Source organism: Methanothermobacter thermautotrophicus (assembly GCF_014889545.1).
Lineage (GTDB): Archaea > Methanobacteriota > Methanobacteria > Methanobacteriales > Methanothermobacteraceae > Methanothermobacter > Methanothermobacter thermautotrophicus_A.
On the sequence record NZ_QKOF01000005.1, the window covers coordinates 230,448 to 250,833 of the forward strand.

At 51.2% G+C, this 20,386-nt stretch carries 19 protein-coding genes; 13 read left to right on the forward strand and 6 right to left on the reverse strand.

Annotated elements, in window-relative coordinates; translation table 11 throughout:
• Positions 1 to 183: 183 nt before the first annotated feature.
• Positions 184 to 1,158: a TRC40/GET3/ArsA family transport-energizing ATPase gene (locus DNK57_RS03705; protein ID WP_192961693.1), complete on the reverse strand. Its 975-nt coding sequence runs from the start codon at positions 1,156 to 1,158 to the stop codon at positions 184 to 186.
• 133 nt (positions 1,159 to 1,291) lie between these two features.
• On the opposite strand from DNK57_RS03705, the gene DNK57_RS03710 reads away from it, so the two are divergent.
• From DNK57_RS03710 to leuS, 3 genes are read left to right on the forward strand one after another with little or no spacing between them, the layout of a single operon-like run.
• A complete protein-coding gene (locus DNK57_RS03710; RefSeq protein WP_192961694.1) occupies positions 1,292 to 2,092 on the forward strand; it encodes an NAD+ synthase in 801 nt (266 codons plus the stop codon).
• Complete coding sequence (gene cutA, locus DNK57_RS03715) at positions 2,080 to 2,397, forward strand: divalent-cation tolerance protein CutA (RefSeq protein WP_192961695.1); 318 nt, start codon at positions 2,080 to 2,082, stop codon at positions 2,395 to 2,397. The genes DNK57_RS03710 and cutA overlap by 13 nt, the downstream gene beginning before the upstream one ends.
• Positions 2,378 to 5,224, forward strand: a complete 2,847-nt coding sequence (leuS, locus tag DNK57_RS03720) for a leucine--tRNA ligase (RefSeq protein ID WP_192961696.1) — start codon at positions 2,378 to 2,380, stop codon at positions 5,222 to 5,224. Before cutA ends, leuS begins: the two co-directional genes overlap by 20 nt.
• Positions 5,225 to 5,374: 150 nt before the next feature.
• Here the strand turns inward: leuS and DNK57_RS03725 are convergent, their stop codons facing one another.
• Both DNK57_RS03725 and hisG read right to left on the reverse strand, forming a co-directional pair.
• Positions 5,375 to 6,145 (reverse strand): fumarylacetoacetate hydrolase family protein, encoded by a 771-nt coding sequence (locus DNK57_RS03725; protein ID WP_192961697.1) that lies wholly within the window; start codon positions 6,143 to 6,145, stop codon positions 5,375 to 5,377.
• A gap of 10 nt (positions 6,146 to 6,155) precedes the next feature.
• Positions 6,156 to 7,019, reverse strand: coding sequence for an ATP phosphoribosyltransferase (gene hisG / locus DNK57_RS03730; protein WP_192961698.1), 864 nt, complete (start codon positions 7,017 to 7,019; stop codon positions 6,156 to 6,158).
• A gap of 182 nt (positions 7,020 to 7,201) precedes the next feature.
• Between hisG and DNK57_RS03735 the strand changes: the two genes are divergently transcribed.
• Entirely contained in the window at positions 7,202 to 8,503 is a 1,302-nt protein-coding gene (locus DNK57_RS03735) for an amidohydrolase family protein (protein ID WP_192961699.1), read from the forward strand.
• The gene (locus DNK57_RS03740; protein WP_192961700.1) at positions 8,481 to 9,155 is read left to right on the forward strand and encodes an HAD family hydrolase; all 675 of its coding nucleotides are present in this window, start codon (positions 8,481 to 8,483) and stop codon (positions 9,153 to 9,155) included. The genes DNK57_RS03735 and DNK57_RS03740 overlap by 23 nt, the downstream gene beginning before the upstream one ends.
• Positions 9,156 to 9,173: 18 nt before the next feature.
• On the opposite strand, the gene tfrA is transcribed toward DNK57_RS03740, so the two are convergent.
• Positions 9,174 to 10,832 (reverse strand): fumarate reductase (CoM/CoB) subunit TfrA, encoded by a 1,659-nt coding sequence (gene tfrA, locus DNK57_RS03745; protein WP_192961701.1) that lies wholly within the window; start codon positions 10,830 to 10,832, stop codon positions 9,174 to 9,176.
• Between the two features lie 183 nt (positions 10,833 to 11,015).
• Between tfrA and sepS the strand changes: the two genes are divergently transcribed.
• The 4 genes from sepS (at position 11,016) to DNK57_RS03765 (ending at position 14,489) form a co-directional block, all read left to right on the forward strand.
• Positions 11,016 to 12,614: an O-phosphoserine--tRNA ligase gene (gene sepS / locus DNK57_RS03750; protein ID WP_192961702.1), complete on the forward strand. Its 1,599-nt coding sequence runs from the start codon at positions 11,016 to 11,018 to the stop codon at positions 12,612 to 12,614.
• Between the two features lie 10 nt (positions 12,615 to 12,624).
• The gene (locus DNK57_RS03755) at positions 12,625 to 13,005 is read left to right on the forward strand and encodes a DUF120 domain-containing protein (protein ID WP_320056863.1); all 381 of its coding nucleotides are present in this window, start codon (positions 12,625 to 12,627) and stop codon (positions 13,003 to 13,005) included.
• 69 nt (positions 13,006 to 13,074) lie between these two features.
• A complete protein-coding gene (ribB, locus tag DNK57_RS03760) occupies positions 13,075 to 13,749 on the forward strand; it encodes a 3,4-dihydroxy-2-butanone-4-phosphate synthase (protein WP_192961703.1) in 675 nt (224 codons plus the stop codon).
• 11 nt (positions 13,750 to 13,760) lie between these two features.
• The gene (locus tag DNK57_RS03765; protein ID WP_192961704.1) at positions 13,761 to 14,489 is read left to right on the forward strand and encodes an ATPase domain-containing protein; all 729 of its coding nucleotides are present in this window, start codon (positions 13,761 to 13,763) and stop codon (positions 14,487 to 14,489) included.
• A gap of 37 nt (positions 14,490 to 14,526) precedes the next feature.
• Here the strand turns inward: DNK57_RS03765 and DNK57_RS03770 are convergent, their stop codons facing one another.
• Both DNK57_RS03770 and gatA read right to left on the reverse strand, forming a co-directional pair.
• The gene (locus DNK57_RS03770; protein WP_192961705.1) at positions 14,527 to 15,990 is read right to left on the reverse strand and encodes a nucleotide-binding protein; all 1,464 of its coding nucleotides are present in this window, start codon (positions 15,988 to 15,990) and stop codon (positions 14,527 to 14,529) included.
• Positions 15,991 to 16,003: 13 nt separating this feature from the next.
• Positions 16,004 to 17,359: an Asp-tRNA(Asn)/Glu-tRNA(Gln) amidotransferase subunit GatA gene (gene gatA, locus DNK57_RS03775; RefSeq protein WP_192961706.1), complete on the reverse strand. Its 1,356-nt coding sequence runs from the start codon at positions 17,357 to 17,359 to the stop codon at positions 16,004 to 16,006.
• A gap of 228 nt (positions 17,360 to 17,587) precedes the next feature.
• Between gatA and ala the strand changes: the two genes are divergently transcribed.
• The 4 genes from ala (at position 17,588) to DNK57_RS03795 (ending at position 20,371) form a co-directional block, all read left to right on the forward strand.
• Positions 17,588 to 18,580, forward strand: a complete 993-nt coding sequence (ala, locus tag DNK57_RS03780) for an alanine dehydrogenase (protein ID WP_192961707.1) — start codon at positions 17,588 to 17,590, stop codon at positions 18,578 to 18,580.
• Positions 18,581 to 18,651: 71 nt separating this feature from the next.
• Entirely contained in the window at positions 18,652 to 18,816 is a 165-nt protein-coding gene (locus tag DNK57_RS03785) for a hypothetical protein (protein WP_192961708.1), read from the forward strand.
• An 11-nt stretch (positions 18,817 to 18,827) separates the two neighbouring features.
• Complete coding sequence (locus DNK57_RS03790; protein ID WP_192961709.1) at positions 18,828 to 19,448, forward strand: LysE family translocator; 621 nt, start codon at positions 18,828 to 18,830, stop codon at positions 19,446 to 19,448.
• A gap of 131 nt (positions 19,449 to 19,579) precedes the next feature.
• The gene (locus DNK57_RS03795) at positions 19,580 to 20,371 is read left to right on the forward strand and encodes an HAD family hydrolase (protein WP_192961710.1); all 792 of its coding nucleotides are present in this window, start codon (positions 19,580 to 19,582) and stop codon (positions 20,369 to 20,371) included.
• Positions 20,372 to 20,386 lie beyond the last annotated feature (15 nt).

Below are 20,386 nucleotides of genomic sequence, written 5' to 3' on the forward strand. Positions count from 1 at the left end.
CAAAGATTATTTTAAAGTTTAATATATCCCCATTCAAGTTTTAATTTAAGATTTAAAGACCTTAGCCATGTTATGGATTGAAACTATGGGGTCTGAGATGCAAAATTTTTTAATAAAATTAGCTGCCACCATAATACAGTTACTGTTCATAGGAATGATTAGAAAAGAGAAAATTTGAGTGATCTACTCTGACTCTGGTTCACCGTAAAGCTGCTCTGCTATTTTCTCCAGAGTTTCAATACCCTTCGCCTCCTTCTTGAGGAGCGGGACCTCTGCAACCACCTTATCACTGAATTTATCCCTGATCTGCTTAAGTCTCTCCTGCTGGAGCTTTCTGCGGGCATTGCAGAACTCACAGTCACTCTCCTCAGGGAGGACCTGGTTCACTATTACGCCGTCTGCGTGGATACTGTACTTCTCAAGGGCCTTCATTGCCCTCTCTGACTCGTATATGGACATCTCCTCAGGGATGACAACCATCTTGAAGGATGTCCTCTCAGGGTCTGACATGACCTCCCTTGCAGCGTTTATCTGCTTCTTGGTGGCCTCCATGTCCTGCAGTGCCCTGTCCTCCTCTTCCTCATCACCCATGAATGGGAGTATGTTCTTGAAGGCCTTGGCCATGCTCCCTATCTGCCTCCTTATCTTTATCATCTTCCCCACCCATGAGTCCATTATTTCAGGGAAGGATAGGAGTCTGAGGGTGTGGCCTGTTGGTGCCGTGTCAAAGATGACGATATCGTATTCATCGGTTGTCATGTACCTCAGGAACTGGTCGAAGGCCGCAGCCTCATCGATACCAGGGGACATTGATGCCATGTCCATCTGGTCCTGGAGCATATCCAGGCCCATGCCAGGGTTCATTGCAGCCTGTTCCTGAAGTTTTGCCTGGTACTCCTCCATCGCAACCTCCGGGTCTATCTCAACCGCGTAGAGGTTCTCGCTTATCTTTGTGGGGGTGTGGCCTATCTCCCTCTCCAGTGAATCTGAAAGTGAGTGTGCAGGGTCAGTTGAGATCACCAGGGTCTTCTTACCTGACCTTGCCATCCAGAGGGCTGTTGCAGCCGATATGGTTGTCTTACCAACCCCTCCCTTTCCGCCTATGAATACAAATGTTGTTTTGCCCTTATTGAACTTGAAGAGATCCTTAAATGCCATTATACTCCTCCTGTAAAATTAATCATCGATCCAAGATCAGCATCACTGATATAAGTTTTTCTACCTCTTTTGATAGTTATATAAAATATACCCTACTTACTTTTAACCATTGCTGTTGGATGAGAGTGATTCCATGAAGTGTGTTCCCCGGCTTTGTTCAGAAGCGGCATCGTTGATAGAGGATTTCATAAGGCAAAAGGTGGCTGAGAGTGGAACCGGCGGTGTGGTGCTGGGTCTCAGTGGCGGTGTGGACTCGAGCACAGTCGCATACCTTGCAGTTAATGCCCTGGGACCCAATAGAGTCCTTGGACTCATCATGCCATCCGATACCACTCCCAGGGATGATCTTAGACACGCCAGGACCGTTGCAGATGAACTTGGAATTGAGAGTGAAACCATAGACATTGACCCCATCCTAGAATCCATTGGTGGGCTCTGCAGCCATAATGCCAGTGAAATGGCCCTGGCAAACCTGAAACCGAGGCTCCGGATGGTGATCCTCTACTACCATGCCAACTCCATGAACCGGCTCGTGGCAGGTACCGGTAACCGGACCGAGCTACTCCTGGGTTACTTCACCAAGTACGGTGATGGTGGGGTTGACATGCTGCCCATCGGGGGACTGTACAAGGGACAGGTCCGTGAACTTGCGGGGAGGCTGGGTGTTCCCCCTGAGATAATAAAAAAACCGCCTACAGCCGGACTCTGGCACGGACAGACCGATGAGGATGAACTTGGTATGAGGTATGATCTGCTGGATGAACTCCTCTGCCTGCTGGTTGACAGAAAGCTACCGGTTGATGAGGTCGCATCCACCCTCTCTCTGCCGGTCTCAGAGGTTGAGAGGATTGCCAGAATGGTTGAAGGGTCAGAGCACAAGCTGAAGCCCCCTGAGGTCCCGGATATCAGGGAGGTGATGGAGTGTTCACACTGATATACATAACAGCATCATCAGTGGATGAAGCAGCATCCATCGGACGTAGACTTGTTGAGGAGAGACTCGCTGCCTGTGTTAATATAATACCCTTCATAAGGTCCATCTATCACTGGGAGGGGAGCCTGGAGGAGGATGATGAGTCAGCCCTCATCGTTAAAACGTCCCATGAACTGACCCCGCAAATAATTAAAAGAGTCAGGGAACTACATAGTTATGATAATCCATGCATAATATCAATTCCCATAACCGGGGGATCTCGTGATTACCTTGAATGGTTAGACAATGAAGTTAAAAGGCCATGATGGCGGTGATTCAGTGGATATTGAAAGGAAATGGCGTGATAGATGGAGAGATGCTGGCATATTTCAGGCTGACCCTGATGATAGAGAAAAGATATTCCTCACAGTCGCTTACCCCTACCCAAGCGGTGCGATGCACATAGGACACGGGAGGACCTACACGGTCCCTGATGTCTATGCGAGGTTCAAGAGGATGCAGGGCTACAACGTCCTGTTCCCCATGGCCTGGCATGTCACAGGGGCCCCGGTCATAGGGATAGCCCGGAGGATTCAGAGGAAGGATCCCTGGACCCTCAAGATCTACAGGGAGGTCCACAGGGTCCCTGAGGATGAGATTGAACGTTTCAGTGACCCTGAGTACATAGTTGAATACTTCAGCAGGGAATACCGGTCTGTTATGGAGGATATGGGCTACTCCATCGACTGGAGGCGTGAATTCAAAACCACGGATCCCACCTACAGCAGGTTCATACAGTGGCAGATAAGGAAGCTGAGGGACCTTGGCCTCGTAAGGAAGGGCGCCCACCCTGTGAAGTACTGCCCTGAATGTGAAAACCCTGTGGGTGACCATGACCTCCTTGAGGGTGAGGGTGTCGCCATAAACCAGCTCACACTCCTCAAATTCAAACTTGGAGACTCATACCTTGTCGCAGCCACCTTCAGACCCGAGACCATCTACGGGGCCACCAACCTCTGGCTGAACCCTGATGAGGAGTATGTGAGGGTTGAAACAGGTGGTGAGGAGTGGATAATAAGCAGGGCCTCTGTGGATAATCTTTCACACCAGAAACTGGACCTCAAGGTCGCAGGTGAGGTTAACCCCGGCGACCTGATAGGCAGGTACGTAGAGAATCCTGTAACAGGCCAGGAACACCCCATACTCCCTGCATCCTTCGTTGACCCTGAATATGCCACAGGTGTTGTGTTCTCTGTCCCTGCCCATGCCCCTGCAGACTTCATAGCCCTTGAAGACCTCAGGAAGGACCATGAAATCCTTGAAAGGTACGGACTTGTGGATGTGGTTGATGGTATAGAGCCCCTGAATGTGATAACAGTGGATGGCTACGGTGCGTTCCCGGCGGCCGAGGTTATAGAGAAATTCGGTGTCAGAAACCAGGAGGACCCCCGCCTTGAGGATGCCACCGGGGAGCTATACAAGATCGAGCATTCCAGGGGCGTTATGAGCAGGCACATCCCTGTCTATGGTGGTATGAAGGTCTCTGAGGCCCGTGAGGTCATCGCCGATGAACTTAAGGACCAGGGCCTTGCAGATGAGATGTATGAATTCGCTGAGCGGCCTGTCATATGCCGCTGCGGTGGCAGGTGCGTTGTGAGGGTCATGGAGGATCAGTGGTTCATGAAGTACTCTGACGATGCATGGAAGGGCCTGGCCCACAGGTGCCTCGAGGGTATGAAGATAATACCAGAGGAGGTCCGGGCCAACTTTGAATACTACATCGACTGGCTCAATGACTGGGCATGTTCAAGGAGGATAGGCCTTGGGACAAGGCTACCCTGGGATGAGAGATGGATCATCGAACCCCTCACAGATTCAACCATCTACATGGCATATTACACCATTGCACACCACCTCAGGGAGATGGATGTCAGTGAGCTGGATGACGAGTTCTTTGATGCCATATTCCTGGGTGATTCAGGAGCCTCTAAGGATCTCAGGGAGGAATTCCAGTACTGGTACCCCCTTGACTGGAGGCTCTCGGCCAAGGACCTCATAGGCAACCACCTGACCTTCCATATATTCCACCACTCAGCCATATTCCCTGAGTCATGGTGGCCCCGAGGGGTTGTTGTCTTTGGTATGGGCCTCCTTGAGGGTAACAAGATGTCATCCTCCAAGGGCAACGTCATACTCCTCAGGGATGCCATTGAGAAGCACGGTGCAGATGTGGTGCGGCTCTTCCTCATGTCATCAGCAGAGCCCTGGCAGGACTTTGACTGGAGGGAGAGTGAGGTCATCGGGACCCGCAGAAGGATTGAATGGTTCAGGGAATTCGGAGAGAAGGTGTCAGGTATCCTGGATGGAAGACTTGTCCTCAGTGAGGTTAAACCTGCTGAACCTGAAAGCTTCATTGGAAGGTGGATGATGGGACAGCTGAACCAGAGGATACGTGAAGCCACAGAGGCCCTTGAATCATTCCAGACCAGAAAGGCGATTCAGGAGGCACTATATCTTCTTAAAAAGGATGTTGACCACTACCTTAAGCGTGTTGAGGGTAGAGTTGATGATGAGGTGAAATCTGTCCTTGCAAACGTTCTGCACGCATGGATAAGGCTCATGGCTCCATTCATACCATACACTGCCGAGGAGATGTGGGAGATGTATGGTGGTGAGGGTTTCGTATCAGAGGCCCCATGGCCAGAGTTCTCAGTTGATGCAGAGAGCAGGGATGTTCAGGTTGCAGAGGAGATGGTCCAGAACACCGTCAGGGACATTCAGGAAATCGTGAAGATCCTTGGCTCCACCCCCGAGAGGGTCCACATATACACATCACCGAAATGGAAGTGGGATGTGCTGAGGGTCGCAGCAGAGGTTGGGAAGCCAGATATGGGCTCAATAATGGGCAGGGTGTCAGCTGAGGGCATCCACGATAACATGAAGGAGGTTGCTGAATTTGTAAGGAGGATCATCAGGGACATTGGTAAATCAGAGGTTACGGTGATAGACGAGTACACTGTACTCATGGATGCATCTGATTACATTGAATCAGAGGTTGGAGCTGAGGTTGTGATCCACAGCAAACCCGACTATGACCCTGAAAACAAGGCTGTGAATGCTGTTCCTCTGAAGCCGGCCATATACCTTGAATGATCCTCAGCCGGCCCTTCAAAGGTATAATTTAACTCCTACTCCTTTTTCTTTGATATTTATCCAGAGCTGGGTGCGACTACCTTATCATCGTCCTTAACTCTTACCCCTTTGATATCAAAAAATGAGAGTCTTTTCAGTCTGATGGACCCCTCAATCCATCACATATCTTCCAACCCTGTTCATAAGGGTCCCTACACCCTCGACTGTGGCCCTCACAGTATCCCCAGGTACCATCTGTCCCACACCTGGAGGCGTGCCTGTTGCTATTATGTCCCCTGGCTCCAGTGTCATGATATGGGATATGAACTCAAGGAGCTCATGGACCGTGAATATCATGTTGGAGGTGTTTGATGACTGTCTGACCTCCCCGTTTAGCTTCAGAGATATATCAAGGTTATCCGGGGTTATTTCAGTCTCTATCACAGGCCCCACAGGACAGAAGGTGTCAAAACTCTTTGCACGTGTCCACTGCCCGTCCCTCCTCTGGAGGTCCCTAGCAGTTACATCATTGAGGACCGTGTATCCTGCTATGAACTCAGATGCCGCGGAAGAGTCAACCCTCCGGGCCCTCTCTGATATGACGGCTGCAAGTTCAACCTCATAGTCAACCTCTGATGACATCTCAGGGTATATTACCGTGTCTCCATGGCCTATCACGGTGGTTGGTGGTTTCAGGAAGATGACTGGTTCATCAGGGATCTCCATCCCCAGTTCGGCTGCATGGTCCCGGTAGTTGAGGCCGACGCAGACCACCTTTGAGGGTGATACCGGTGGGAGTATCCTCACATCATCCAGTGAATGTTCAGCGATGGCTTCAGGGTTATCTGAAAGGTATTCCTCCCTCCGGATCTCTAAGATCCTGTTATTCTCTGTGAATCCATGGAGGATTCTCCCATCCTTCATGAACCTGAGGAATTTCATCTCATCACCTTCAGGGTATTATCCTCTCAATTGGCACCACAAGTATGTCCCTGGCACCAACCGCCTTGAGCCTGTTTACAAGGTTGAAGACCTCCTTTTCATCCACTACAGCGTGTACCGCCACCACCCCGTTATCTGAGAGCACCTCTGAGACCGTGGGGCCTGTCATCCCGGGCATCAGAGCTCTGACCCTTTCAAGGTTTTTGCGGTCGATGTTTAGCATCACCAGCCTCCTGCCCTCGGCATCTATGACTCCACGTATACCTGTTCTGAGTTCCTCTATTATCCTGGACTTGGTGGCGTAGCTTTCCCTGTTTGCTATTAGCTTAACCGAGCTTTCCAGGATGGTGTCGATCACCCTGAGGTGGTTCATCCTGAGGGTCGTCCCTGTGCTGCTCAGGTCTGTTATGAGGTCAGCGACTCCAATGAAGGGTGCTATCTCTGTTGATCCTGTGAGTTCAACAACCTCTGCATCTATGCCCCGCTCACGGAGATATTTCTCTGTTATCCCCGGGAACTCTGTGGCTATAACTGCACCCTGAGGTATATCCTCCGGGCCCCTCATGGGTGAGTCCTCAGGGGCTGCAAGGACCAGGCTGGCCCTTCCGTATCTGAGGTCCTCCAGGATTTCGACGTCACTTCCCCTTTCAACTATGAGATCATAGCCTGTGATCCCCAGGTCAGCGGCACCGTCGGCAACGAATTCAGGTATATCCGCTGCCCTGCTGAACATTACCTCGATCTGTGGGTGCTGTGTCTTTGAGAATAATTTTCTGTTAACAGTGTCCTTAAGACCTACACCTGCATTCTCAAGTAACCTTATCGCAGGCTCGCTTATTCTTCCCTTGGAGGGAACCGCTATTCTTATCTTCATTCAATCCCTCAATTACTGGTTAAATTTTAAATTAAAATCATGCAGGTTCTGTTCATCTGCAGGACATATCATTCTTGGCTGTAGATTAACTTATATTTCTTTCAGAAAACCTATATAATAGGTTTGGAGTCCGGTCCATGACTGGATTATAAGTTAAAACTTATAAGTTATAAGGTGGTTCCATGGAGAATGAAAGTATACTGATAACCGGTACAGAGATCCTTGATGCCAGGGGGGTCCGGCGTGGATCCGTCCTCATTGAGGATAACAGGATAGCTGATGTATCAAACACCCTAAGCCCCGGGGATGCCGACACAGTGATTGATGGAACTGGAAAGCTCCTGATCCCTGGACTCGTGAACACCCACACCCACCTCTCAATGACACTTTTCAGGGGGATTGCAGATGACCTTCCCCTGGACAGATGGCTGAACGACCACATATGGCCGGCTGAGGCCCGGCTCAACGGTGACTACTGCTACGCTGGAGCCCTCCTGGGATGCATCGAAATGATAAGATCAGGGACAACCTCCTTCAGCGACATGTACTTCTACATGGACCACGTTGCACGTGCCGTGGAGGAGGCAGGCCTCAGGTGCGTCATAAGTCACGGCATGATAGACCTGGGCGACACTGAAAAGATGAGAGCAGAACTGATGGAGAGCCGCAGGATAATAAAGGAATGCCACGGGATGGCTGATGGGCGCATAATGGTTGCACTTGGCCCCCACAGTCCCTACACCTGCTCAGAGGAACTTCTTAAAAAGACGGCTACCCTGGCCTGTGAAAATGATCTCATGATACATATACATGTCTCAGAGACAGATAATGAGGTCAGTGAAGTCTCAAGGTCCCATGGAATGACACCTGTGGAGTACCTTGATGAGACAGGTTTACTGGGCCCGCAGACCGTGGCTGCCCACTGCGTCTGGCTGAAGGACCGGGATATGGATATCCTTGCAGAGAGGGATGTGAAGGTCTCACACAACCCCACGAGTAACATGAAACTTGCATCCGGAGTATCCCCCGTCACCCGGCTCCTCAAGAGGGGTGTTAACGTTTCACTGGGAACCGATGGAGCCGCATCAAACAACAACCTCGACATGTTCCAGGAGATGAAAACGGCCTCCCTGCTCCAGAAGGTGAACCTGGGAGACCCCACAGCCCTTCCAGCCATTGAGGTATTCAGTATGGCCACAGTCAACGGTGCCAGGGCCCTTGGAATCGACGCCGGCCTGATAGCCCCTGGTAAGCTCGCTGACATCGTCATACTAAACACCAGGAGGCCCCACCTCACACCATGGAGAAATCCAGAATCACACACAGTGTATGCTGCCTCAGGGGCCGACGTGGACACCGTCATATGCGACGGCAGGATACTACTCAGGGAGGGGGAACTGGAGGTCCTGGACGAGGAATACGTTATGGAAATTGCAGAATCAGCTGCAGGGGAGCTAACAGATGATGGCCCTCTTCGACGTTGATAAGACCCTGATACACAGGTCATATGCACATGAGGACGCCTTCAGGCACGCCTTCAGGGAGGTCTATGGCGTTGATGCCGGCGTGGACAGCATAGACTACCACGGGAAGACAGACCCTTCAATAGCAGAGGAGGTGCTCCTCCTCAAGGGACTCGAAGATGCGGAGATAGAGATGCACCTGGATGAATTCCTGGTGGAACTCAGAGAGTACGTGAAGCATAACATAAAGGGGGAGGATATAGAACTCATAGATGGTGTGGATGAGTTCCTGAGTTTCCTAAAATCCATGGGTGTGTCTATTGGCCTCGTTACAGGAAACCTGATGGAAATAGCATTCATGAAGCTTGAAAGGGCGGGTATTGCAGGTTACTTTTCCTTTGGGGGCTTTGGAAGTGACAGCCCCGACAGGAAGAAGTTGACTGAGATTGCGGTTAGAAGGGGCCTGAGCCTCGGTGCAACCGGTGTCACTGTACTCTTCGGTGACACCCCCCATGACATGATGGCCGGCACCCATGTTGGAGCTGTTAACATCGGCATATCAGCGGGGAGGTACAGTGAAAGGGACCTCCTGGCTGCCGGGGCCTGTTATGTATTCCCTGATTACAGAAGCCCTGAACTCAGGGATACCGTGCTGAATATCCATGACCCGTGATCATATTTAATAGCTGTCTTAAGCTGATTTAAGGCCCCTCTCTATGAACCCGGTTTTCCTTTCCCTGTTGAGGACTATGCTTTTAAGCCATTCAGGTCTGGTTTCAGGGAAATCCTTCCTGTAGTGGGACCCCCTGCTCTCCTCCCTTATCAGGGCTGACTCCACCACCAGCGAGGACGTTATAAGCATGTTTTCAAGTTCAAGGGCCTCAATGAGGCAGGTGTTAAATCCGGATGTCTCAGGGACATTCAGATCACCCATCATCATTCTGAGGTCCTTGATAACTGTCCTGGCTGATTCAAGGGACTCACGACTCCTTACTATTGCAACACCGCTCCACATGGCCTCGTGAAGCTTATCCCTTATCTCAGATGGGTTGTGGGATCCATCGGCCACCATTGACTTTATACGGTATTCCTCCTCCTCGACCGCCGATTTAATGGATGCAGAGGATGATTTAAGGGCGTTCCTTGCAGCAGCTATCCCTGCTCTACGCCCGAATACCTGGGTATCCGCAAGTGCATTGCCTCCCAGTCTGTTGGCTCCATGGACACCCCCTGCAACCTCGCCGGCTGCAAAGAGGTTCCTGAGGTTTGTTCTTCCCCATTCATCTATCCTGACACCCCCCATGAAGTGGTGTGCTGTGGGTGCCACCTCCATTGGCTCGGATCTTATATCAATACCAACATCCTGGAACTGGAGGAGCATGGTCTCAAGTTTCTCCTCTATGACCTCATCAGGGAGGTGGCTGACATCAAGGTAGACTCCACCATGCCTGGTGCCCCTCCCCTCCATGATCTCAGTGTAGATTGCCCTTGCAACAACATCCCTTGTTGCAAGTTCACCCCTGGGGTCGTATCTCTTCATGAACCTCTCCCCCTCACTGTTGAGGAGTATTCCGCCCTCACCCCGCACGGCCTCCGTCACAAGGATCCCCCTCCTTGACTCTGGGTAGACCATGCCTGTGGGATGGAACTGGACCTGCTCCATGTCAATCAGGTCAGCCCCGGCCTTCCATGCCACAGAGAACCCATCACCACCCTTCTGGATTGTGTTGGAGGTCACCGGGTAGATGTGACCGGCTCCCCCTGTTGCGAGGATGGTTGAAGCTGCCCTGAAGGCCACAGTGCTGGAGTCCCTGATGGATACGCCCATGGCTCCAAGTACACGGTCCTCCTCCACGAGGAGGGATGTTATCATGACCTCCTCCACGGTCTCTATATCCCGTCGTAGGACCTCCTCCTTGAGGGCGGTTATCATCTCATGGCCGGTGCGGTCACCCTGGTAGCACGTCCTGCGGTATGTCTGCCCCCCGAAGGGTCTCTGGTCAAGCAACCCGGATTCCTGCCTGTCGAAGAGCGCCCCGTAGTTTTCAAGGTCCCTCAACCTGTCGGGTGCCTCATCCACAAGTATGCGGACGAGGGCAGGGTCATTGATGAACCCACCCCCCCTCATGGTATCCTCGAAGTGCACGTCCGGACTGTCCTCAGGGTCAACACATGCAAATGCAGCGTTGTATCCGCCCTCAGCCATTCCAGTGCATCCTGATTTGAATGATAAACCCTTTGATACTATTAATGGCGTGAGATTGTGTTCAGAAACTTCTATGGCCGCCCTGCAGCCGGCTCCCCCGGAGCCTATTATCAGAACATCACATTCATAGACCTGACTTTCCATGGACAATATTTTTAACATTCACTATTATAAGGTTTGGCAGTCAATAGTTAAGGTGATAAACCATCACAAGAGAATAAAGTCAATCCATGGTGACAACACCCCATACATTCTGGTGATTGGCCTGGTCAACAGTGGATTAACCACCTGATTTATTCAATAATTTAAAATCAGTGGGGGTTCTGTTTGAAAAGAAAGGATATAGTGAAGCTTTCAAGGAGGGACTTTGAAAGGGCATGGCTTGAAAGTGGGAGGAGCCTCAGTAAACCCCACCATGACATGCAGTATCCACGCCTCCGATTTGAAACCGGAAAATCTCATGTACTCTATGATACCATCTGGATGATAAGGGAGGCCTACCTGCGCCTCGGCTTCAGTGAAATGGTGAACCCGCTCCTCATAGACGAGGAGCACATATACCGCCAGTTCGGGCCCGAGGCCCCTGCAGTGCTGGACAGGTGCTTCTACCTTGGGGGCCTCCCAAGGCCCGACATCGGACTCGGGGCCGATAGAATTCAGATGATAGAGGATATGGGTATAGAGGTATCTGAAGAGAAGCTAGAAAACCTGAAGGAGGTCTTCAGGTCATACAAGAAGGGTGACCTTTCAGGGGACGACCTGGTCCTGGAGGTCTCAAATGCCCTTGAAGTTGAGAGCCATGATGGTCTGAGGGTCCTTGAGCGGGTGTTCCCTGAGATAAGGGATCTGAAGCCAGTTTCAGGGAGAACCACCCTCAGGTCCCATATGACATCAGGATGGTTCATATCACTCCAGAACATCCACGACAGATACAGAATGCCCCTGAAGCTTTTCTCAATTGACCGCTGCTTCCGGAGGGAGCAGAAGGAGGACTCAAGCCACCTTATGACCTACCACTCCGCATCCTGTGTCTTTGTGGACGATGAGGTCCCTCTCGATGTGGGTAAGGCCGTTGCAGAGGGACTCCTCGAACACCTGGGATTCTCAAGGTTCAGGTTCCGCCCGGATGAGAAGAAGTCCAAGTACTACATACCCGGCACCCAGACAGAGGTCTACGCCTACCACCCCCTCCTTAAGGAGTGGGTTGAGGTGGCAACCTTTGGCCTCTATTCACCAATAGCCCTCTCCATGTACGGGATAGACAGGGAGGTCATGAACCTGGGAGTGGGGGTTGAAAGGGTTGCCATGATACTCAACCAGGCCAGTGACGTGCGTGAAATGGTCTACCCGCAGATATATGGGGAGTGGAGGCTGTCTGACAGGGACATCGCCGAGATGCTCAGGATAAACCTCCACCCTGTAACCTCCGATGGTCGCATGCTCATGGAGCAGATAATCAAAACCTGGAGGGCCCATGCAGACGCCCCATCCCCCTGCAGCTTCGAGGTCTACAGTGGAGAGTTCCTGGGACGACGGATAGAGGTGAGTGCCCTTGAGGTGGAGGAGAACACCCGGCTTCTGGGACCCGCAGTATGGAACAACGTTTACATATATGATGGAAACATCCTAGGGGTGCCCCCCGGGACCGAACTCGACAGCGACCTCATCATCAGGGCCAGGAAGGAGGGCCTGAACACAGGCATAACCTACATGGAGGCCCTTGCAGCCGAGGCCGCCTACCGCATAGAGGAGATGGTTGTAAGCGGCGCAGAGGAGGTTGAGATAAGGAGCACGATAGCAAGGTCCCTCTCTGACCTTAACCTCACACTCGAGGACGCCGCCATGAGGTACATAACAGGTAAAAACCGTGAGATCGACCTGAGGGGGCCGCTGTTCTCAACAATAAGGTGCAAGTTAAGGGGGTGAGGCTCTGATAATCAGAGGAACTGTTAAATCAGGTTTCGGTGAGGGGGCATACTTCATAACTCGCAGCGTATACCAGGAACAGTTCAGGAAAAAGCTGGGCTTCGACCCCTTCCCGGGCACCCTCAACATAGAGGTTGGGGACCCTGAAATTCTGGATAGAATAAAGAGGGGGGCCCCTGTGATACATGGAGGCGGGGGCTTCGGTGATGTCCTCTACGTTAAGGCCGTGCTCAACGGAGAGGTTGAAGGGGCCATCCTCTTCCCCGTCAAAACCCATCACAGGGCCGGGTGCCTTGAATTTGTGGCCCCTGTGAATCTCAGAAAAACCCTTAAATTAAGGGATGGAGATACCGTTAGCCTGGATATAGAGTCTGATGAAGTCCAGGAATAGAACATCAGTAGATGGATACATGATAATGGATTAATAAACATCAGGATTATCAATGGAGATTGTGATCATATGATTCAGGAAGCCCTTAAAGCGCTTAAAAGGGGAGAAATAGTCCTTGTATTTGATGCAGATAACCGTGAAAGAGAAACCGACATGATCGTTGCTGCTGAGAAAATAAAGCCGGAGCATATAAGTATCATGAGAAACGATGCCGGGGGACTCATATGTGTTCCTGTCTCCTGGGAGAACTCAGAGAAGCTTGGAATACCCTACATGACCGATATAATGGAGGAGGCATCAGGCAGGTACCCGGTCCTCGGGAAACTGTCCCCCCATGACATACCCTACGATGATAAGTCTGCCTTCTCCATAACCGTGAACCACAGGAAGACATTCACAGGGATAACAGACAATGACCGTGCCCTCACAATAGGGGAACTCGCAGGCATCTGCAGGGATGATAAGCATGAGAGCTTCGGCGACCTATTCCGATCCCCCGGCCATGTCACCCTCCTCAGGGCTGCTGATGGCCATGTACTCAGCAGGGGGGGTCACACCGAGATGAGCATAGCCCTCATGGAGATGGCCGGACTTACCGGTGTTGCTGTCTGCTGTGAGATGATGGATGACAGGACAGGTAACTCTCTCTCAACAGAGGATGCCATGAAATACGCCAGGGAGCATGACCTTATTTTCATGAGCGGTGCAGACCTTATTGAATCATACATGGAGTTCAGATCATAGAGGTGTTCATAATGGAGAGGCTGAAGATAGGGATCAATGGACTTGATGATACCATAGGCGGTTTCCCCATGGGAAGGTCCGTTCTGATAACAGGGGAGCCCGGGTGTGGTAAGACCATCTTCGGGCTGCGCTTTGCCATAAGCAGCTGCATGGAGGGTTATAACACCGTCTACATAACAGCAGAGGAGGACGCCAATGACCTCCACATACAGGCAAACTCCTTCGGGTGGAACACCCAGGAGCTGGAGGAGAAGGGGCTCCTCAACTTCATAGAACTTACAGGTATAAGGGCGAGGATAACCGAGGCAGAGCTAAGCATGGACATGGATCCAATGAAGGGCAACTTCACCAAGATAATACATGACATACCCCCTGAGGCCGAGGTGGTTGTCATAGACAGTCTTGGTGGCTACACAGCCAAACTCACAGCCTATGAATTCAGGAACCAGTTTGACCTCCTCGTATATGAGCTCAAACAGCGCGGTATAACATCCGTCATAATACTGGACAGTGCAACATCCAAGGAGTTCAATGAACTTGCTCTATTCTCGGTCTACGGCGCCATAAAGCTTGGTAGAAGGGAGAACCCCTACACCGGTCGCAGGGAGCGGATAATGGACATAGTCAAGATGAGAAGCACCAAAACACCACTCCAGTTCCTCACATATGAGATCGGTGGTGAGGAGGGTATAACCATAACTGAAGGTGAGGAGATCCCTCAAGAGGATATGGGGATCTAAAACCTCAATCCAGAAGAAAGACATCCAGAATAGGTATTCAACCCCTGAATACCCTTCTGATTTCTTCGGGGCCCATGTAACCCCTAAATTCTGGTTTTTTTGCTAATCTGATGAGGGCATCGACATCGAGGTGCTCCTCCACAGTCTCCATGGCCTTCAGGCAGAAGTCCTCAAGTTTTATCTCAACCTCAGGTGTGCCACCCCTCTCACTCATCTCTATCCTCGGGATGGCAAGGTACCTTCCACCTGATGCCCTCTCAAATATATCCATATCATAGACCCTGTTCAGTATTCCACAGGATACATCAACACCCAGTCCCTCAAGTACAGCTATGTGGGCGTCAAGATCAACCACTGCAGACTCTATGCCGCCCTTACTGCAACCGGCAACCATTATCACAGGGATCCCGGCTGCCAGGGCAATCTCAGCCCCTGAGTATGGTGTTATATCATTCAGGAGGCCCGTGAGGATGCTCATAACTCCCTCGATAAGTATTATGTCATATCTTCCCCTCACAGATTCAAGGACATCCCTGAGCTCCATCCAGCCCAGGCGGCCTATCCTTATGGATGAGTGCTCCTCCATTGGCTCCTTTATGAGGTAGAGGGCGGGGACTATGTCCCTGACATCGGGTCCCACCTTGATAACACCCACCCTGAGGCCCCTCCTCCTGAGGGCGCCTGCAAGGCCCGTTAATATGAAGGTTTTACCTGAGTCTGAACCCGTGGATGCTATCATTATGGCGGGTGGCGTGCCCCTCACCCCTCCAATGTCTGTCACGCGTATACCCGTTGATATCCCGAGTTCAGATCTCAGGGCTTCACGAAGTTTCCTGTTGGCTTCAAGTATCCTCTCCCTTGATGTCTCATCTGCATCAAGGAATTCCAGGATGTTATCGACGAGGGCAGGGTTCTCATCCAGGCAGCCATGGACCATGGTCCCTGCAACGTTACCATCATCACTGCAGACCCCTGATATGATCTCCCCCGGCCTTTCACGATAGTCTGCCCTGACTATGCTGGACCTCATTATCTCAGGTGCATCGCCACGTATCTCACCGTAGGTGTGGCAGTGGAAACCTGTTATGCTCTCACCTGACATCCCGGAGGTGAGGAAGGACTCTCCGGTTATGGTTGCCTCCACCCGGTCGTTGCTTATCATGGGGTGGAAGGTTACGTTAAGTAGTCCCAGGCCCTCCCTGTAAACAGGGCATGGAGACCTTCTCCCTATATCTGTCCTCTCTGCAAGGGCCTGGAAACCTGAGCATATCCCCAGTACAAATTTTCCGTCGGCCGCCATCCTCCTTATCTCGGATCCAAGTTCAGGTGAAAGGCTTCCTGACTCAACTATGCTTCCCCCCGGTATTATGATCCCGTCCAGGACCCTGTGGGCCCTTGAACCCTTCACAAGGCCATTAGCTCCAACAATATCCGTTGGGAGAAATCCGAAGTTCTCAAAGGCAGGGACCGATCCCCTGACACAGACGAGTCCAATCCTCATGGGGGACACTCTCTTACAGTGAAGCAATCTCCCTCATGGCCGATAATATTATGCCGTCATCGCAGGGCTTTGCCTGTAGCTGCAGACCAACAGGAACTCCCCCCACATCTCCTGCCGGTATGCTTGCAGCCGGTATGCCTGCAAGGTTAGCTATGACCGTCAGGACATCATAGGCGTACATTTCCATTGGTTCAAGCTCCTCGCCCAGTTTGTGGGGTAGTTTTGGAACCGTTGGCCCCGCTATTATGTCCACGTTGGTGAGAAGACCTGTTATCTCTCTCCTTATGAGGGATCTTGCCTGGAGGGCTCTCTTGTAGTATCTTCCAGATAATTCCTTCTGACTTATGTAGGAACCCATATGTATCCTCCTGAGGACCTCAGGACCGCAAACATCCTCTATCCTGTGGCCGTACTTCCTGCCGTCATACTTCCTGGTGGCTGAGAAGAATTCAACGTAGTTTATGAGGTAGTAGGTGGGGAGGCAGAGGTCTATGTATTCAAATTCCAGTTCAACTATCTCGGCGCCCTCATCCTCAATGGCGCCCAGTTTATCCTGGATAACATCGTCTATAGCCTCATCGGTGACCTCCAGAAACTCCCTGACAACACCGACCCTTAGGTCCTTCAGCTCAGTCGCCGCCTCAAGGTCAGGTGAACCTTCCAGGGTTGTGGGGTCTGCAGGGTCATGGCCTGATATGACCTCAAGGGCCAGGGAGATCCCTGAGACATCCGCTGCCAGGGGCCCTATCTGGTCAAAGCTCATGGCGAGGTCCAGAAGTCCCTGCCTGGAAACTGCCCCATAGGTCGGTTTGAAGCCCATTACACCGCAGTGTGATGCTGGATTCCTTATTGAACCCCCTGTATCTGATCCAAGTGCCAGGTCACACATGCCAGCAGCCACTGCGGCAGCACTTCCACCACTTGAACCGCCCGGGATCCTTCCAGGGGCTGCTGGATTGTCTGTTGGACCGAAGAATGAGGTCTCGGTTGAACTTCCGGCGGCAAATTCATCCATGTTGGTCATGCCGATTATTATGCCGTCCTCCGCCTTTATGCGCCTTATAACAGTTGCATCGTAGCTTCCAGTGTAATTTTCGAGGGTCCTTGAAGCTGCTGATACGTTGAAGTCCTCCACGTTGATGTTGCTTTTAACTCCTATCACAAGGCCCGCCAGTCTCCCTGTCTCCTGGCCAGAGGCTATCCTTGCGTCTATCTCATCTGCCCTCTTAACGGCCTCCTCAACCTTTAAATCTACGAAGGCGTTGATATCATCGTTCTCGGACTCAATCCTCTTAAGAAATTTTTCAAGGTTTTCTGATGCGGTCAGGGCATGATTCTTAATCATATCAACCTTATCAACAGTTTCCATGTTTAACACCCTTATATTTCAATTTTAAGTGAAATTTAAGTCTGATCTGCATTAATGGCTGCCATGACTGGGTCTGGCTTGGAATATCTGACCCGTGGGGCTCCACGGCCACCATGGCGGCATACATCTCTGGTTTTAATTTCATTTCCAACACTAATAAATGTGAGATGTTCAATATTTAAAGATTGGGAGATTGGACTGGATTGTTATTAAATGGATGGTGGATGAATGGAAAAAACAGTTGTGCTCACGAGGAGCGATGTTGAGGGTCTCCTTGACATGGAAGACTGCCTGAAGGCAGTTGAGGGTGCCTTTGTACAGGAGGCCCTTGGAAGGGTTCAGATGCCCCCTAAAATGTACCTGTTTTTCAGTAGATACGATGGAGACCTCAGGGTCATGCCCTCCTACCTTGAGGAACTTGAGATGGCCGGTGTTAAGTGTGTCAATGTGCACCCCTCAAACCCTGATAGACATTCCCTGCCAACGGTGATGGCTGTCATAGAGCTGGTGGACCCTGAAACAGGGTTCCCCCTTGCACTGATGGACGGAACCCATATAACCGATATGAGGACGGGTGCCGCTGGCGGTGTATCTGTAAAGTACCTCGCATCCAGGGACGCGTCGAGTCTCGGGATAATCGGTGCCGGAAGGCAGGCCTGGACCCAGTTAATGGCAATCAGCAGGGTGGCGGATCTTGAGGAGGTCAGAGTCTACTGCAGGACACCGTCAACGCGTGAAAAATTTGCCTTAAGGGCTTCAAGGGAATACGAAGTCCCCGTGAGGGCCGCTACAGAGCCAAGGGAGGCTGTTGAGGGTATGGACATCGTTGTAACCGTCACTCCATCAAGGCGTCCTGTGGTCATGGCAGACTGGGTGTCCCCGGGTACGCACATATGTGCCATGGGTGCAGACGCCCCAGGGAAGCAGGAACTGGACCCCCTCATACTCAAAAATGCCCGTGTATTCTATGACAGCCTGGAGCAGGCAACCCACAGCGGAGAGATAAACGTGCCCATCACCGAGGGAATCCTCGGGGTGGATGACCTCCAGGGAAGCCTGGGGGATGTTATGACAGGCAAGATTGAGGGTAGAACTTCAACCGCTGATGTGACAGTATTTGATTCGACTGGACTCTCCATTCAGGACATAACAACAGCATGGATGGTCTATGAGAGGGCCGTTGCCGGTGAGGTGGGCCTTGAGGTGGATCTTCAGGGATGAGGTGAAGCGCATATGGGGAGTGGAAGGATCCTTATAGCATGAATGACAGATAATCTGATGGAGCTGATAGCATGTACCCCACCAGGACGTATATGAATGAACTCCTCACAAGGATGGACCATGTCTTCGAGAGGATGAGGTTAATTAGCAGAACAAGATCCCTTAAAAGGGAGGAGATGGAAGAGATAGACCACCACCTGACGGAGATAATGAGGATACTGAACAGGTACAACTGAAGTCGGGACACATGACCGGTATCCTCCTATTTGCTCTGACATCATTTCTTATCGGATTATCAGGTGCCATGGCCCCCGGCCCCCTCCTAACTGTAACTGTTTCAGATTCCATCAGGAGGGGATTCAGGGCTGGACCCCTCCTTGTGGCCGGGCATGTCCTCGGGGAGGCCCTTCTCGTTGTTCTGATACTTATGGGGCTGGGTTGTATCCTCAGATCAGGCGCTGCCCCAGCCCTTCTGGGGACTGCAGGTGGAGCGGTCCTTATATGGATGGGGATCCTTGGATTCAGGGATTCTGAAGACACTGAAAGCATACCTGATGGGGGGTCAATCCTCAGGGGGGCCATCATAAGCCTCGCAAACCCCTACTTCTTCCTGTGGTGGGGTGCAGTGGGCGCTGCCCTCATGTACAGGGGACTGGAGTCAGCAGGCACCCTGGGACTTCTGGCGTTCCTTGCAGGTCACTGGTCATCCGACCTCACATGGTACAGCCTGGTATCATTCATGTCATCAAGAAAATCGTTCAGAATGGATGGAAAACCATACAAACTCGTTATGAGAATTTTAAGTTCATTCCTGATTCTCTTTGGAGTATACTTCATTATTGAGAGTCTGAAGACCATTTCAGGATAGGCAAGGTCTTTATTGGTTTCCCGTTACTGCAGTGTTCTCTCAAATTAATGATACAATCAGATCCAGTGAAGGCAACTGATCTGACACCCACCCTCAAAATCTTAATACCATGAACAACATACTCAGATCCAATGAAGGCCGTTGTTTTTGATAATTCAGGCACCCTAATACGGAGGTACAGGGCCCTCAAGAACCTTAAAACCGGTAAGATATGTGACAGCATGAACTCCCTTGATGTTGTTGATTACCGGGATCGTAGGGCGCTCGTGGTGCTTCAGACGGATCCATCCACCTGTATAGTTAATGCCAGACCCGACCAGACCATCTACGAATTCATAGAGAGGAACCATATAAGGTTCAATATAAGTTACGCCAACACAGCTGTTGATCAAGGTGAAATCCTTGATGTGCTCAGGGATGACCCTGCCACCGTGAGGGACATACAGGACACCATAGATGCTGTCGCAGAAAAGAACTATAACATACAGATATGCAGCGGTTCAGGTTTCATCGTCAACATGGACCGGAGGAGGGTGGATTTCACCATAACAGCCGGTGGAAAACTCTTCCCTGAGGTCCCACATGTTATCAGAGAACTCATGAACCGGAAAATCGACATATACATTGCATCCGGAGACCGGAGGGGGTCCCTGATGGAACTTGCAAGGATCCTTGGGCTCCCAACTGAAAACGTATTTGACACCGCAGACACCGAGAGGAAGGCCGAAATAATCCGTGAACTCAGGAGGATGTACAGCAGGGTGGTTATGGTGGGTAATGGCATCAATGATATTCTGGCACTGAGGGAGGCTGATATAGGGGTTCTTACACTCCAGCAGAGGGAACCTGTTCCCCAGAGGCTCATAGAAGCCGCTGATTATGTAATAGAGAATATAGAAGAGCTGCTGGATATAGAGATCTGAATTTAAACAGAGGGG

What these genes read in the sequence shown, in the direction of transcription:
- DNK57_RS03705 (WP_192961693.1), bottom strand. Translation starts at nt 1,158, where the DNA reads ATGGCATTTAAGGATCTCTTCAAGTTCAATAAGGGCAAAACAACATTT.
- DNK57_RS03710 (WP_192961694.1), top strand. Translation starts at nt 1,292, where the DNA reads ATGAAGTGTGTTCCCCGGCTTTGTTCAGAAGCGGCATCGTTGATAGAG.
- leuS (WP_192961696.1), top strand. Translation starts at nt 2,378, where the DNA reads ATGAAGTTAAAAGGCCATGATGGCGGTGATTCAGTGGATATTGAAAGG.
- DNK57_RS03725 (WP_192961697.1), bottom strand. Translation starts at nt 6,145, where the DNA reads ATGAAATTCCTCAGGTTCATGAAGGATGGGAGAATCCTCCATGGATTC.
- hisG (WP_192961698.1), bottom strand. Translation starts at nt 7,019, where the DNA reads ATGAAGATAAGAATAGCGGTTCCCTCCAAGGGAAGAATAAGCGAGCCT.
- DNK57_RS03735 (WP_192961699.1), top strand. Translation starts at nt 7,202, where the DNA reads ATGGAGAATGAAAGTATACTGATAACCGGTACAGAGATCCTTGATGCC.
- DNK57_RS03740 (WP_192961700.1), top strand. Translation starts at nt 8,481, where the DNA reads ATGATGGCCCTCTTCGACGTTGATAAGACCCTGATACACAGGTCATAT.
- tfrA (WP_192961701.1), bottom strand. Translation starts at nt 10,832, where the DNA reads ATGGAAAGTCAGGTCTATGAATGTGATGTTCTGATAATAGGCTCCGGG.
- ribB (WP_192961703.1), top strand. Translation starts at nt 13,075, where the DNA reads ATGATTCAGGAAGCCCTTAAAGCGCTTAAAAGGGGAGAAATAGTCCTT.
- DNK57_RS03765 (WP_192961704.1), top strand. Translation starts at nt 13,761, where the DNA reads ATGGAGAGGCTGAAGATAGGGATCAATGGACTTGATGATACCATAGGC.
- DNK57_RS03770 (WP_192961705.1), bottom strand. Translation starts at nt 15,990, where the DNA reads ATGAGGATTGGACTCGTCTGTGTCAGGGGATCGGTCCCTGCCTTTGAG.
- gatA (WP_192961706.1), bottom strand. Translation starts at nt 17,359, where the DNA reads ATGGAAACTGTTGATAAGGTTGATATGATTAAGAATCATGCCCTGACC.
- ala (WP_192961707.1), top strand. Translation starts at nt 17,588, where the DNA reads ATGGAAAAAACAGTTGTGCTCACGAGGAGCGATGTTGAGGGTCTCCTT.
- DNK57_RS03785 (WP_192961708.1), top strand. Translation starts at nt 18,652, where the DNA reads ATGTACCCCACCAGGACGTATATGAATGAACTCCTCACAAGGATGGAC.
- DNK57_RS03790 (WP_192961709.1), top strand. Translation starts at nt 18,828, where the DNA reads ATGACCGGTATCCTCCTATTTGCTCTGACATCATTTCTTATCGGATTA.
- DNK57_RS03795 (WP_192961710.1), top strand. Translation starts at nt 19,580, where the DNA reads ATGAAGGCCGTTGTTTTTGATAATTCAGGCACCCTAATACGGAGGTAC.